This is a genomic window from Pseudomonas gozinkensis, from assembly GCF_014863585.1.
Lineage (GTDB): Bacteria > Pseudomonadota > Gammaproteobacteria > Pseudomonadales > Pseudomonadaceae > Aquipseudomonas > Aquipseudomonas gozinkensis.
This window is the reverse complement of the sequence record NZ_CP062253.1, coordinates 5,697,224-5,711,176: the sequence shown is the minus strand read 5'-3', so window position 1 is coordinate 5,711,176 and position 13,953 is coordinate 5,697,224. Positions and strand designations below refer to the sequence as shown.

The 13,953-nt window shown below is 62.6% G+C and carries 11 protein-coding genes; 6 read left to right on the top strand and 5 right to left on the bottom strand.

What is annotated here, in order from left to right; all coding sequences use genetic code 11:
- Window positions 1–24 precede the first annotated feature (24 nt).
- On the bottom strand, window positions 25–822 hold the full coding sequence (locus IHQ43_RS25455) for a hydroxymethylpyrimidine/phosphomethylpyrimidine kinase (protein WP_007958699.1): 798 nt from the start codon (window positions 820–822) through the stop codon (window positions 25–27).
- Window positions 823–1,126: 304 nt separating this feature from the next.
- On the opposite strand from IHQ43_RS25455, the gene IHQ43_RS25450 reads away from it, so the two are divergent.
- From IHQ43_RS25450 to IHQ43_RS25435, 4 genes are all read left to right on the top strand, one after another.
- Entirely contained in the window at window positions 1,127–3,499 is a 2,373-nt protein-coding gene (locus IHQ43_RS25450) for a hybrid sensor histidine kinase/response regulator (RefSeq protein WP_192562508.1), read from the top strand.
- A gap of 71 nt (window positions 3,500–3,570) precedes the next feature.
- Window positions 3,571–5,220, top strand: coding sequence for an acyl-CoA dehydrogenase family protein (locus IHQ43_RS25445; RefSeq protein WP_192562507.1), 1,650 nt, complete (start codon window positions 3,571–3,573; stop codon window positions 5,218–5,220).
- A 192-nt stretch (window positions 5,221–5,412) separates the two neighbouring features.
- The gene (amn, locus tag IHQ43_RS25440; RefSeq protein ID WP_192562506.1) at window positions 5,413–6,912 is read left to right on the top strand and encodes an AMP nucleosidase; all 1,500 of its coding nucleotides are present in this window, start codon (window positions 5,413–5,415) and stop codon (window positions 6,910–6,912) included.
- A gap of 71 nt (window positions 6,913–6,983) precedes the next feature.
- Window positions 6,984–7,619, top strand: coding sequence for a pseudouridine synthase (locus tag IHQ43_RS25435; protein WP_244142227.1), 636 nt, complete (start codon window positions 6,984–6,986; stop codon window positions 7,617–7,619).
- Here IHQ43_RS25435 and IHQ43_RS25430 read toward each other — a convergent pair.
- On the bottom strand, window positions 7,614–7,823 hold the full coding sequence (locus IHQ43_RS25430) for a DUF2788 domain-containing protein (RefSeq protein WP_003228500.1): 210 nt from the start codon (window positions 7,821–7,823) through the stop codon (window positions 7,614–7,616). The genes IHQ43_RS25435 and IHQ43_RS25430 overlap by 6 nt on opposite strands.
- Window positions 7,824–8,012: 189 nt before the next feature.
- Complete coding sequence (locus IHQ43_RS25425; protein WP_007909658.1) at window positions 8,013–8,492, bottom strand: Lrp/AsnC family transcriptional regulator; 480 nt, start codon at window positions 8,490–8,492, stop codon at window positions 8,013–8,015.
- 455 nt (window positions 8,493–8,947) lie between these two features.
- Between IHQ43_RS25425 and IHQ43_RS25420 the strand changes: the two genes are divergently transcribed.
- Window positions 8,948–9,997, top strand: coding sequence for a DUF6515 family protein (locus IHQ43_RS25420; protein WP_192562505.1), 1,050 nt, complete (start codon window positions 8,948–8,950; stop codon window positions 9,995–9,997).
- Here the strand turns inward: IHQ43_RS25420 and IHQ43_RS25415 are convergent.
- Both IHQ43_RS25415 and IHQ43_RS25410 read right to left on the bottom strand, forming a co-directional pair.
- Window positions 9,991–10,887: a cation diffusion facilitator family transporter gene (locus IHQ43_RS25415; protein WP_192562504.1), complete on the bottom strand. Its 897-nt coding sequence runs from the start codon at window positions 10,885–10,887 to the stop codon at window positions 9,991–9,993. The genes IHQ43_RS25420 and IHQ43_RS25415 overlap by 7 nt on opposite strands.
- Before the next feature lie 15 nt (window positions 10,888–10,902).
- Window positions 10,903–11,322 (bottom strand): hypothetical protein, encoded by a 420-nt coding sequence (locus tag IHQ43_RS25410; RefSeq protein ID WP_039771823.1) that lies wholly within the window; start codon window positions 11,320–11,322, stop codon window positions 10,903–10,905.
- 108 nt (window positions 11,323–11,430) lie between these two features.
- Here IHQ43_RS25410 and hrpB point away from each other — a divergent pair, with 108 nt between their 5' ends.
- Entirely contained in the window at window positions 11,431–13,950 is a 2,520-nt protein-coding gene (gene hrpB / locus IHQ43_RS25405) for an ATP-dependent helicase HrpB (RefSeq protein ID WP_192562503.1), read from the top strand.
- Window positions 13,951–13,953 lie beyond the last annotated feature (3 nt).

Sequence of the window (13,953 nt, the reverse complement as noted above, 5' to 3'; positions counted from 1 at the left end):
CGCGCAGTCCTCAGGCTCGAAACATCAGGAACAGAAATCCAGCGGCAGGCGACGCGGCACGAACTGGCCTTTGCCCAGCTGTTCGGCATCGCGCAGGGTGCGCCAGGTGTAATCGAGTGCCGTACGCACGGCGCTGGCAAGGTTTTCACCCAGCGCCAGGCGACCGGCAAGCGTGCTGGCCAGGGTGCAACCGGAACCGTGATAGCTGCCCGGCAGGCGCTGGCACTTGAAGGTTTCGCGCAGGCCGTCGCGGCTGTACAGGCGATTGTGGATTTCGGTCTCGTCGCCGTGACCGCCGGTGATCAGCAGGTTCTTTATGTAGGGCAACAGTTTTTCAGCGCACTCGTCCGCGGTGCCTTCTGGCAGTTCGGCGAGGATCCGGGCTTCGGGAAGGTTGGGGGTGGCGATGATCGACAGCGGCAGCAGGCGTTCGCGCATGGCGTAGCCGACTTCGTCCTTGCCCAGGCGTCCGCCACCGCCGGCGCGCAGCACCGGGTCGCAGACCACTGGCAAGTGCGGGTGCGCCTGGAGCAGTTCGACGACGGTGTCGACCATTTCCAGGGAACCGAGCATGCCCAGTTTCACTGCCGCGACTTCGGAGTCGTTGAGCACGGCATTGGCCTGGGCCAGTACCCACTCACGGTCGAGGACGCGAAAGTCAGTGACGTTGACCGTGTCTTGCACGGTCAGGGCGGTGACGGCCGGAGCCGCATGGCAACCCTGAGCGAGCAGGGCTTCGATATCTGCCTGCAAGCCGGCGCCACCACTGGGGTCGTGGCCGGAGAGACAGAGGACAACGGGGCGTGAGCTGTAGATATTCATGGTGCGCGAGCTTACCACCAAACCTGTTTTTCGGGTGTTGTGGCGCAGCGCGCGGCCGATAACACGGGTAGCGGGATTCGTACCGCTTGTCACAATTTGACCGGGCAAACAGCTCTAGCTCGGCGTTCTGCTCTGGAACGCCCGTTCTAGAGCCTTCGTCGGAAAAATTTCCATGGTGCTCAATGGCCATCAACGGCTATGCTAGAGTGGATCCAAACCAATAACAGGTAATACCGGTTTTACGTCATCTCAAAGGGAATGGGGGGCTTCCTGACACAACCGGCCAAGCCACGCTGGGGCTTCAATGCGCTATTTGTTGATGTTGCTGTTCTGCTTGCCCCTCCTGGCAGGCGCCGTCGAGTTCGACGAGTTCACCCAGAGCCTCCCGCTGGGTCGATCCCTGCAAGTGTTCGAAGACCCGAGCGGTCAGGCGAGCATTGCCGACGTCCGCGCGCAAGCCGCCGCCGGAAACTTCAAACCCCATGACAAAGCCACGCTCAATGCCGGTTATTCGCGCTCGGCGTTCTGGCTGAAGATCGACCTGCATTACCGCCCGAGCAATCCGTCGGCGCAGCGCAGCTGGTTGCTGGAACTGGCGTATCCGCCGCTCGATCATCTCGACCTGTATCTGCCCGATGCCGTTGGAGACTACCGTCTGGTGCGGCAAACCGGCGACGCCTTGCCGTTCGCCAGTCGCGAGATCCGCCAGAACAATTACCTGTTCGACCTGGCGTTCAAGCCGGATCAACAGCGAACCGTTTATCTGCGGTTGTCCAGCGAAGGCTCGATCCAGGCGCCGGTGACATTGTGGTCGAGCACCGCGTACCTCGAAGACCAGCCAGTGCGCCTATATGTGCTGGGGATCATTTATGGCGTGCTGCTGGGGATGCTGGTCTACAACCTGTTCATCTACCTCAGCGTGCGCGACACCAGTTACCTCTATTACATCTTCTATATCGCTTCGTTCGGCCTTTATCAGCTGTCGGTCAATGGCGCGGCGGTCGAGTATTTCTGGCCGGACAACCCGTGGTGGGCCAACGCCGCCACGCCGTTCTTCATCGGTTGTGCGGGGCTGTTCGGCAGCCAGTTCGCCCGCAGTTTCCTGCAGACCAAGAACCACAGCCGCTGGCTCGATCGCCTGCTGATCGCCCTGATTGTATTTGGCGCCGTGGTGATCGGCCTGTCGTTGATGACCAGTTATGGCCTGGCCCTGCGTCTGGCGACGACCTTGGCACTGACTTTTACCGTGGTGATCTTCGCCGCCGGGATCCTCGCCTGGTGGCGCGGCCTGCGGGTGGCGCGTTATTTCATCATTGCCTGGTCGGCGTTCCTGATCGGCGGCATCGTCAACACGATGATGGTTCTGGGTTTGTTGCCGAACGTGTTCCTGACCATGTACGCCAGCCAGATCGGCTCGGCCATCGAAGTGGCGCTGCTGTCGCTGGCGCTGGCCGACCGGATCAACGCGATGCGTGAACAACAGGCGCAGACCCTGTTCGATGCCGGCCAGAAGCTCGAAGTGCTGAACCAGCAACTGGCCCACAGCAACAAGCTCAAGGACGAATTCCTCGCGACCCTCACTCACGAACTGCGCACGCCGATGAACGGTGTGATCGGCTCGCTCGAGTTGATGCAGACCGTCGAACTCGATCCGGAACTGGAGCAATACCAGCAGACCGCCGCCGGTTCGGCCCGGGACATGATGCGAATGGTCAACGGTATCCTGACCCTGACCGAATTGCAGGCCGGCAAGCTCAAGGCCACGCCGGGCAGTTTCAGCCTGCGCGGGGTGGTCGAGGCGTTGCGGATTCAGTTCGATGGCAACGCTTCGAGCAAGTCGCTGGACTTCAAGGTCGACGTGCTGCCGACCCTGCCGGATCGCCTGTATGGCGACAGCGCCAAACTCGCGCAATGCCTGGAATGCTTGCTGGATAACGCGATCAAATTCACCCGTGTCGGCGGTCTGGCCTTGCGGGTCACCGGCAAATCGTCGACGGACAATCGCCTGGCACTTTCCTTTGCGGTGATCGACACCGGCATCGGCTTTACCGATCTGGGTGAGGCCACGCTGTATCAGCGGTTCTTCCAGCTCGACGGTTCGATGACCCGCGAATACGGCGGGCTGGGTGTCGGCCTGGCGATCTGCCGGCAATTGGTGGAGTTGCTCGGTGGCAAGCTCACGCACCGCTCAGAGCCGGGGCGCGGCAGCCGTTTTCAACTGGATGTCGAGTTTGAGTTGCCGGAAGTGGAAGCCGTGCCTGCGTTCAGCCGCGACACCGTGCGCGCGCCGCAGGATTGCACCGTGCTGCTGGTGGACGACAACAGCGTCAACCAATTGGTGATGCGCGGCATGTTGCTCAAGCTCGGTTTCCGGGTGCGCACCGCCGACCACGGCGCGGCGGCGCTCGACTGTTTGCAGCGCGAGCGCTTCGATGCAGTGTTGATCGATTGTCAGTTGCCACCGCTCGACGGAGCATCGCTGTGTTGCCAGATTCGTGACCTGCCGGGATGCGCCCATTTGCCGGTGTTCATGATCGCGCTGGGGGCGGATCGCGAGCATTGCGCGTCGGGTGGCTCGATCGATTACCTGAGCAAACCGGTTAAATTCGAGGATTTGCAGGTTGCGATGCAGCGGCGGGTGTTGAGTTGCTGGCAGGGTGAAAGCGCCGGTATTTAGGCCGATATGACACTTTGAACGGTTCGGGGGCGGTGCTTAACTGAAGCTCTGGCCGATCAAGGAGCCCCGTCATGAACCTGCATCAGTTCGCCGAAACCCACGAAGTCACCAACCAGCCACCGTCGCTGGACGGCACCAACCTGTACCGCATCGACCTGCCGTTACAGGAGTGGTCGCGGCGGTTTGGCGCTGGCTGGGCCGAGTCGCGGATCGACGCCTACGGTGCGTTGGCCGGCGGGCCGCTGATGGAAGCCGGGTTCCTCGCCAACCAGAACAAACCGGTGTTCGCCAGCCATGACCGCTATGGCCATCGCATCGATCTGGTGGAGTTTCATCCGGCGTATCACGAGCTGATGCGCACCGCCATCGAACATGGCCTGACCTCTCTGCCCTGGGCTCATCCACAGGATGGCGCCCATGTCGCCCGTGCCTCCATGAGCTATCTGCACAGTCAGGCCGAGGCCGGCAGTGGTTGTCCGTTGACCATGACCTTCGCCAGTGTGCCCGCGCTGCGTTTGCAGCCGAATCTGGCCGAACAATGGCTGCCGAAAATCCTCGCCACCGAATACGACCCGCGCAATGTCGGCATGGCGCATAAGGCTGGTGTCACGATCGGCATGGCGATGACCGAGAAACAGGGCGGCACCGACGTGCGCGCCAACACCACCAAGGCATATCCGGTCGGCGCCAGTGGCCCGGGTCAGGCCTATGAATTGGTGGGGCACAAATGGTTCTGTTCGGCGCCGATGTGCGATGCGTTCCTGACGCTGGCGCAGACCGACAAGGGTTTGAGCTGTTTCCTGCTGCCGCGCCATCGCCCGGACGACGCGCGCAATCAGTTCTATATCCAGCGCCTGAAAAACAAGCTCGGCAACCAGTCCAACGCCTCCAGCGAAGTGGAGTTCCGAGGCGCGCTGGCGTGGATGGTCGGCGAAGAAGGGCGCGGTGTGCCGACCATCATCGAGATGGTGGCCATGACCCGTTTCGATTGCATGGTCGGCTCCAGCTCGCTGATGCGTCAGGCGCTGACTCAGGCCAGCCATCACTGCGCCCATCGCAAGGTCAGCGGCAAACTGCTTAGCGAACAACCACTGATGCAAAACGTGCTGGCCGATCTGGCACTTGAAAGCGAAGCCGCGCTGGCGTTGAGCCTGCGCATGGGCAAGGCGCTGGATCATCTGGACGATCGCCATGAAGCGCAGTTCGCCCGACTGGTGACGGCGGTGGGCAAGTACTGGATCTGCAAACGCGCGCCGGCAATGATCAACGAAGCCGCCGAGTGCATGGGCGGCGCCGGGTATGTCGAGGAGAGCATCCTGCCGCGGCTGTACCGCGAAGCGCCGGTGAACTCGACGTGGGAAGGCTCCGGCAACGTGCAATGCCTCGACGTGCTGCGGGCGTTGTCGAAAGAGCCGGGCGTGCTTGATGTGTTGTTCAGTGAGTTGGGCGATGGTCATGGCGACAGGCGACTGGCCGCGCACATTCAGCAATTGCAGGCGCAGTTCAAGGACACCGGCGACATTCAATACCGCGCTCGGCAACTGACCGAAGACATCGCTTTGGGACTGCAAGCGAAGCTGCTGCTGGAGGCCGGGAATTCGGCGGTCAGCGATGCGTTCATCGCCAGTCGTCTGAGCGGAGGCGGGCGGGTCTACGGCGCGTTGCCGCGCGGGCTGGATGTCGAAGCCATCGTCGCCCGCTCTACGCCGCAAGGTTTCTGACTCTGTTTTTTTGAACAATACGAAACCTTGTGGGAGCGAGCTTGCTCGCGAAAGCGGTAGTTCAGTTGAGTAGAGGGTGACTGACATACCGCTATCGCGAGCAAGCTCGCTCCCACAGGGGATCTTCATTGTTTGAATGATTAGGGTGAACCCACAACGCCACTGTTTCCGTGACGCCACGATGCAGGCAAGATGAAGCTCTGCAAGTCAGAACACAGGAAGCTGATCGTGACCGAAGCGTTTATTGTCGTTCAAACCGCCGAACAGGCCGTGGACCGTCTCGCCGAGCTGCATGAGCGGGCCACCACGGCGCTGAACTCGGCGCTCAAGCGTTATCTCAAGGATCGCGTCGAGCCCGACGCCCAGCAACGTGCCCTGTTCCGTTATCCCGAACTGCGTCTGACCTACCACTGCCAGGGCGAAGTCCCGCAGACCACCCGCGCCTACGCCAAGGTGCAGTTGCCGGGCACCTACAGCGTGACCGTCACCCACCCGGCGGCGTTTCGCAAATACCTGCTGGAACAGCTGGTGCCACTGATGCACGACTTCACGGTAACCGTGGAAGTCGGGGTCAGCGAGCAGAACATTCCGTACCCGTACGTGGTCGAGCAGGGCGATGAACTGGCCGGCTCCGGCGTCACCGCTGCGGTGCTGGCACGGGTGTTCCCGAGTACCGACCTGTCTGCGGCCACCGATGGCATCGCCGACGGTCTCTACGATTGGGAAAACACCGATCCATTGCCATTGGCGCTGTTCGATGCCGCGCGCGTCGACTTCTCGCTGCGCCGTCTGGTGCACTACACCGGTAGCGACTGGCGCCATGTGCAGCCTTGGATTCTGCTGACCAACTACCACCGTTATGTCGACCAGTTCATCGTCCATGGCCTGGAGCAACTGCGCCGCGACCCGCGCTTCGTGCGCATGGTGTTGCCGGGCAACGTGATCATCGAAAAAGGCATGGATCATGGCGAAGCGTCGGCCATTGCGGCCGGCGTGGTCTGGCACCGCTACCAGATGCCGGCCTATCACCTGATCGCCAGCGATGGCCACGGCGTGACCCTGGTCAACATCGGTGTCGGCCCGTCCAACGCCAAGAACATCACCGACCACCTGGCAGTGCTGCGTCCGCATTGCTGGCTGATGATCGGTCACTGCGGTGGCCTGCGTCAGTCGCAGACCATCGGCGACTACGTTTTGGCTCACGCCTACATGCGTCGCGACGGGATTCTCGACCGGGTGGTGCCGCCGAACATTCCGATCCCGGCGCTGGCCGAGGTGCAGCTGGCGTTGCAGCAAGCGGCGGCCAACATCACCGGGGAAAAAGGCGAAGAACTGAAGAAACGCCTGCGCACCGGCACTGTGTTGACCTACGACGACCGTAACTGGGAATTGCGCTGGGCCCAGGAGCGACCGTTGATCAACCTGTCCCGCGCCGTTGCCGTGGACATGGAAAGCGGTACCATCGCCGCCCAGGGTTACCGCCTGCGGGTGCCGTACGGCACGTTGCTCTGCGTCTCGGACAAACCGCTGCACAGCGAAATCAAGCTGCCGGGTTCGGCCAACGCGTTCTACGAGCGTGCGGTCAGCCAGCACTTGAAGATCGGCATCGAAGCGGTGGATCTGCTGCGCACCGAACTCAACTCGCTGCACTCGCGCAAACTGCGCAGCTTCGACGAGCCGCCGTTCCGCTGATTTGTCGATGGTCATTTAACGGTCGGGCTACTAGCATTGGCAGCCCTGACCGTTAGATGTTGTTTTTGTCCATGTCCCGTCCCCAGCGTCCACCTTCCCGCCGTCCCGGCGCGAAGCCATCCTCTTCAACCCCGCGTCGTGTCGCCAAGGCGCCACCGGCCGAGCCGAAGCTGATCCTGTTCAACAAACCGTTCGATGTGCTGACGCAATTCAGCGACGGCGAAGGGCGGGCGACGCTCAAGGATTACATCGACGTTCCGGGCATCTACCCGGCCGGACGGCTGGACCGCGACAGCGAAGGTTTGCTGCTGCTGACCAACGACGGCCAGTTGCAGGCGCGGATCGCCGACCCGAAGCACAAGCTTGCGAAAACCTATTGGGTGCAGGTCGAAGGTGTGCCGACAGCCGAGCAGTTGCAGCGCCTGCGTGACGGCGTCGAGTTGAATGACGGCATGACCTTGCCCGCGCAAGCGCGGCAACTGGAGGAGCCTGAACTGTGGCCGCGCAATCCGCCGGTACGCTTTCGCGCAACCATCCCGACCACCTGGCTGGAACTGGTGATTCGCGAAGGGCGCAACCGCCAGGTGCGGCGGATGACGGCGGCGGTCGGGCTGCCGACGCTGCGGCTGGTGCGGGTCAGGATTGGTGACTGGACGATCGAAGGGCTCGATCAGGGCCAGTGGAAAGAAGTGCCGGCGCGCTTATAAGGCGCCGGATTCGATCAGGCCGATCACCACACTTTTGATGATGAACGCCGCCACGCCCAGGCCCAGCACGAAGAACAGAATGAACGAGCCGAAACGCCCGGCCTTGGACTTCTTCGCCAGATCCCAGACGATGAAACCCATGAAAATGATCAGGATGCTGACCAGACCGGTCATCATCCACTCTTCAAATACTGCTGGATCCATCGGGCATCTCCGGCGCTGCGCGGCTGAAAGGGCGGCCGGGAGTATACGCCAGCGGCCAACGACGCAGCATTGACCTGCGTCGGTGTGCCGCAGTCATTCGTCGCCTGCACCGGCTTCTGCGCGAGCAAGCTCGCTCCCACAGGGAAATGCATTTCAAATGTGGGAGCGAGCTTGCTCGCGAAGGCGGTTTCAACTGCGCAGATGAGTCAGCGGCAATTCAGTGCTGTTGAGCACCTGATTCAGCACAAAGCTCGAGCGCACGCTGGTCACGCCTTCGATCCGGGTCAGGTGCCCCAGCAGCAGCTTCTGATAGTGATCCATGTCCGGCACCACCACTTTCAGCTGATAGTCGGCATCCACCCCGGTGACCAGACTGCATTCCAGCACTTGCGGCAGGGTACGGATCGCCGCTTCGAAGTTCTCGAAACGCTCCGGCGTGTGCCGGTCCATGCCGATCAGCACGTAGGCGGTCAGGCTCAGGCCGAGCATCTTGCGATCGAGCAGGGCGACCTGGCGGGAAATGTAGCCGTCGTCCTCCAGCTGCTTGACCCGGCGCGAGCACGGGGAGGGCGACAGACCGATGCGCTCGGCCAGTTCCTGGTTGGAGATGCGGGCGTCGCGCTGCAATTCCGCCAAAATACTCAGGTCGTAACGGTCGAGTTTGCTCATCAAACGGTCCTTTGTCTTAACTATTGCGGCGGATTATCTATCCAGGGTTAAAAATTGCGCAAGTGATGTTTATTTGAGCAATCTTCGCAATCATCTGTCGCGGCCTCAGGCCTATTCTTATCACCAGAATCACTGCTCGGTAACACAGTCCACTGCGGCCCGCCCAATCCGGCCTGCCGCGGCCGCCACCCCCACCGGGGTTGTGCCGGCCCCCGAGCTGCACACTGTCCAGAAGACGGCGTGAGGTGAGCCGACGTCAAAAGCGTCGAGCCAGGACGAAGTTCTCTAGAAGGGAGGCCGACGGGTCTCCCTTTTTTCTTGCCCGCGATTTGGCCCCTCTCGCTCAATAAATAAATGACGTGACTGATAACCTGTAGCAGAACCCGGTGTGCCCATCCCCGGTCTTAGCTACACGCCCTCTTAATTTCAGGCTCTAGTCCGCAGTGAGGAATTTCATGAAGTCGCGCATCTGGCGTCTGGCCAGTGTTGGTTTGCTGTGTGTGAGTGTCGGTGCGCAAGCGCTGGCGGATGAGCCGCAGAATCGAGGCCCCGACGGCGGCGGACGCGGGCCGGAGCATCAGGGCAACAATCAGGGGCATGGCGGCGGCAATCAGCCCCACGGCCAGAACAATCCGCAGCGGCAGAACAACGACATCATTCGTGGCGACAACAGCCGCCAATTCGAGCACAACGGTCAGCAGAACCACGGCCAACCGAACAATGGCCAGTGGCAGAACCAGAACCAGCCACGTCCGGCGTACAACCCCAACCCGGTGCGCCAGCCGCCACCGCCGCCGCAACTGCCGGCCAATGACCTGCCGATCCAGCCGCGCCCCGACACCGTGCGCCAGACTCAGGAACCGCGTCAGGGCTACTACCGCGACGAGCGCCCGCAAAATGGCTATCACCAGAACTGGCAGACCGGCAACCGCCCCAACGACAACCGCTGGCCGGGTCGCCCCGACGGTCATGGCAACGGCTGGGGCCCTGGCCCGCAATACCGGCCGGGCCATGTGATCGACCGTTTCCCGGATCGTGATTACCGCGTTCCATATCGCGGCCAGGACTATTTCTACTCCGGCGGCTACTGGTATCGCCCGCAGGGGCCGCGCTACATCGTGGTCCAGCCGCCGCGCGGGATCCGCATCCAATATCTGCCTGATTACGCGCGGGAAGTGTGGATCGGCGGTTCGCTGCTGTTCCTCGCCGCCGGCTCGTACTACTCCTATCAGGAGGCGACCCAGGATTACGTGGTGGTCGAGCCGCCGTCGCAGCAGCCACCGCAGCCGACCGGCAATGGTTATGACGTGGAAGCCTATCCGGCCAACGGTCAGTCACCGGAACAGGTTCAGCGCGACGGCTATGAGTGCTATCAGTACGCGGTGCAACAGAGCGGCTTCAATCCGCGTACCGCAACCTACCAGCCGGCGCCAGAAGTGGTGCAGGCCTACCGTCAGGCACAGGGCAATTGCCTGAGCAGTCGCGGTTATCAGGTCAACTACTGAGCCCGGGCGGCTTTGACCACTTCCTGCGGGTCGGCGTGCACCAGCACTTCGGCCCGTGGGTAAGCCTTGTGAATCGCATCCGCCGCCTGATCGCTGATGCCGTGAGCCACTGACAGCGTCAGCTCCCCCGGCAACTCCAGGTGCAACTGCACGAACCAGTGATTGCCGGAAATCCGTGTTCGCAAGTCATGCGCGCCCAACACCCCCGGCACGCCGCACGCCAGTTCGAGCATGTGCTGACTGACATCCGTCGGCAGCTCTTCATCCATCAGCACCGAAAAACTTTCCCGGGCGATCTGGATCGCGCTCCACAGAATGTACGCCGCAATTCCCAGACCAAACCACGCATCCAGTTGATCGAAACCCAATCCGGCCAACACCAGCGCAATCAGAATGCTACCGTTGAGCAACAGGTCCGATCGGTAATGCAGCGAATCCGCCCGCACCGCGTTGGAACCGGTCTGCTTGATCACCCGATGCTGCAGCATCAACAGCGCCGCCGTCAGCAACAGGGAAAACACGATCACCCCGATGCTCAGCCACGGCGCGCCGAGCGGTTCGGGATTGTTCAAACGCTCATAAGCCTGAAACGCGATCAGCACCGCACTGCCGCCAATGAACAGCGCCTGCGCCATGCCCGCCAGGGACTCGGCCTTGCCATGGCCATAACGGTGATCGTCATCCGCCGGACGCAGTGCGTAATGCACCGCCAGCAGATTGAGCAACGAAGTGACACCATCGAGGGCCGAGTCGGTGAGGCCGGCGAGCATGCTCACCGAACCGCTCAGCCACCAGGCGATGGCTTTGGCGATGATCAGCGTACAGGCCACCGCCACCGAGGCGCGGGTCGCCAGCCGCAGCAGACGGGCGTGTTCGGTGCTTGTGGTCATGGGTGCGTCAATTCCTTATGCGGCAGGTTGCAGGCCGAACATCGCCAGTTGCTGGGTGCTGCCCTTGTGCTGGATCAGGCGCGGATCGTCCAGCGGCAGATTGCGGCCCAGCTCGGTTTCGAGAATAGCCTGCAACTTCAAGTTATCGACCTGACCGTCCGGGCCGATGGCTTGCTTGAGCTTGGCCGGATCGACCTGCGCCGTGTGGCCCGGTTCGAAGTAGATCGCGCCGGTGGCGAAGTCCACGGCAAATGCGATCACGCCCGGAAGGATATAGAACAGCAGGCCCACGGCATCGAGCACGGCAATCGCCGGGTCGATCTTGCCGTCGATCTGGCCGCGCCGGTCGGGATAGAAAATCGAACCGCACGCGGTGATCTGAGTGAGCAGGGTGGCAACCAGTACACCGCCGATCAGGCGAAAAGGTAAGCGCATGGGAATCTCCTGAGTCATCTGTTAACGAAGCGTCATCGTGTGAAGTTAAGACCCTGACGAACGCCTGGCAGTTCGCCGTTATACTCGCGGCTCTGTTTGGGAGCCAGCATGATTTCTTTGCCAATCGATGAAGTTTTACCCGCCCTGCGTGAAGCGTTGGCGACACGCCACGAAGCCGTGCTCGAAGCACCGCCCGGCGCCGGTAAAACCACCCGCGTGCCCTTGGCCCTGCTCGATGAAGCGTGGCTGAACGGGCAGACCATTCTCATGCTCGAACCGCGTCGGCTGGCTGCCCGAGCAGCGGCGGAGCGGCTGGCCAGCGAGCTGGGCGAGAAGGTCGGTGAAACCGTCGGTTATCGCATCCGCCTCGACAGCAAGGTCGGCGCCAACACCCGCATCGAAGTGGTCACCGAAGGCATCCTCACCCGGCGCTTGCAGGACGACCCGGCGCTGGAAGGCGTGGGCCTGCTGATCTTCGATGAATTCCACGAACGCAGCCTCGACGCCGATCTGGCGCTGGCCCTCAGTCTGAACGGTCGCGAGCTGTTTCGAGCTGAACAACCGCTGAAGATTCTGTTGATGTCCGCCACCCTTGAAGGCGAACGTCTGGCCGGGTTGCTCGACGACGCGCCGATCCTGCGCAGCGAAGGCCGGATGTTCCCGGTGACGATGCGCTGGGGCCGGCCGTTCCAGCCCGGCGAATACATCGATCAGCGCGTCACGCAAACGGTGCTCGAAGCGCTGCACGATGAAACCGGCAGCCTCTTGGTGTTCCTGCCGGGGCAGGCAGAAATCCGCCGTGTGCATCAACAACTGGCGGACGCTATCGGTGAGCGCAGCGACGTGTTGCTCTGCCCATTGCACGGCGAACTCGACCTGAATGCCCAGCGCGCCGCCATCGACCCGGCCCCGGCAGGCCAGCGCAAAGTGGTGCTGGCCACCAACATCGCCGAGACCAGCCTGACCATCAACGGCGTGCGGGTGGTGATCGACGCCGGGCTGGCGCGGGTGCCGCGTTTCGATCCGGGCAGCGGCATGACCCGCCTCGACACTCAACGGATCTCCAAAGCCAGCGCCACCCAGCGCGCGGGCCGGGCCGGGCGTCTGGAACCGGGCGTGTGTTATCGCCTGTGGTCGCAGGATCAGCACGAACAACTCGCGGCTTATGGCAGTGCGGAAATCCTCTCGGCGGATCTTGCCGGTCTGGCCTTGCAGCTCGGGCGCTGGGGCGTGGCGCCGAGTGATCTGATCTGGCTGGACGTGCCGCCAGCGGCCGCTTATGCACAGGCTCAGGATTTGTTGCAGCGTCTCGGTGCGCTGGACGGCGAAAGCCTGAATCGTCACGGTCAGGCAATGGCTGAATTGCCGGCGCACCCGCGCATCGCTCATTTGCTGTTGCGCGGTCAGGCGCTGGGGCTGGCGAACATGGCGTGCGATGTCGCCGCGTTGCTCGGCGAACGCGACATTCTGCGCGGTGCCGGGGCGGATCTGCACAGTCGCCTGGTGCTGCTGTCCGGCGAAGAGCGTGCGGCGCGCGGAGCCCAGGGCGGCGTGCAGCGCGCCCGGCAACTGGCGCGGCAATATCGCGGCTACCTGCGCGGTAAGGCCAGCGAACCGGTCGCCGACCCGGATCACCCGCGCTGGCTCGGCGCTCTGCTGGCGCTGGCCTATCCGGATCGCGTCGCCCAGCAGCGGCGTGCCGGTGGTGCTGAATATCGTCTGGCCAACGGTCGCGCGGCGCTGTTCGCCGAAGCCGACAGCCTGATGAAGGAACCGTGGATCGTCATCGCCGACCTCGGCAGCCGTCAGGGTCAGCGCGAAGAGCGGATTTATCTGGCGGCAGATTTCGATCCGGCGCTGTTCGATTCGGTGCTGGCCGAACAAGTGCACACCGTCGATCAACTGGACTGGGACGAACGCGAAGGCGTGCTGCGCGCCGAGCGTCAGCGCAAGGTCGGCGAACTGATCCTCAGCCGCGAACCGCTGACCGGGCTCGATGAAAATGCTCGCAGTCAGGCGCTGGTCAATCTGGTGCGGCGCAAAGGTCTGGAACTACTGCCATGGACCCCGGAACTGCGCCAGTGGCAGGCGCGAGTCGCGTTGCTGCGTCAGCTCGACCTGAACGCCAAAGGCGACAGCCAATGGCCGGATGTCAGCGACGCCACGCTGCTGAAAACCCTCGAAGACTGGTTGATGCCTTATCTGGGCAAAGTCTCGCGACTCAGCCATTTCGCCAACCTCGACCTGTCGAGCATCGTGCGTAATCTGCTGCCTTGGCCGCTGCCGCAACAGCTCGACGAACAGGCGCCTCATCACCTGAGCGTGCCGTCGGGCTCGTCGATTCGCCTCGACTACAGCGAACAACCACCGATTCTCGCCGTGCGTTTGCAGGAGTTGTTCGGCCTCGCCGACACACCGCGCATCGCCGGCGGCCGGCAAGTGGTCAAACTGCACCTGCTGTCGCCAGCAAGGCGTCCGGTGCAGGTGACCCAGGATCTGGCCAACTTCTGGCGCAGCACCTATGCCGAAGTGAAGAAGGATCTGAAGGGGAGGTATCCGAAGCACTATTGGCCGGATGATCCGCTGGTGGCCGAAGCTACCGCCCGGGCCAAACCGCGGGGTACGTAAGAG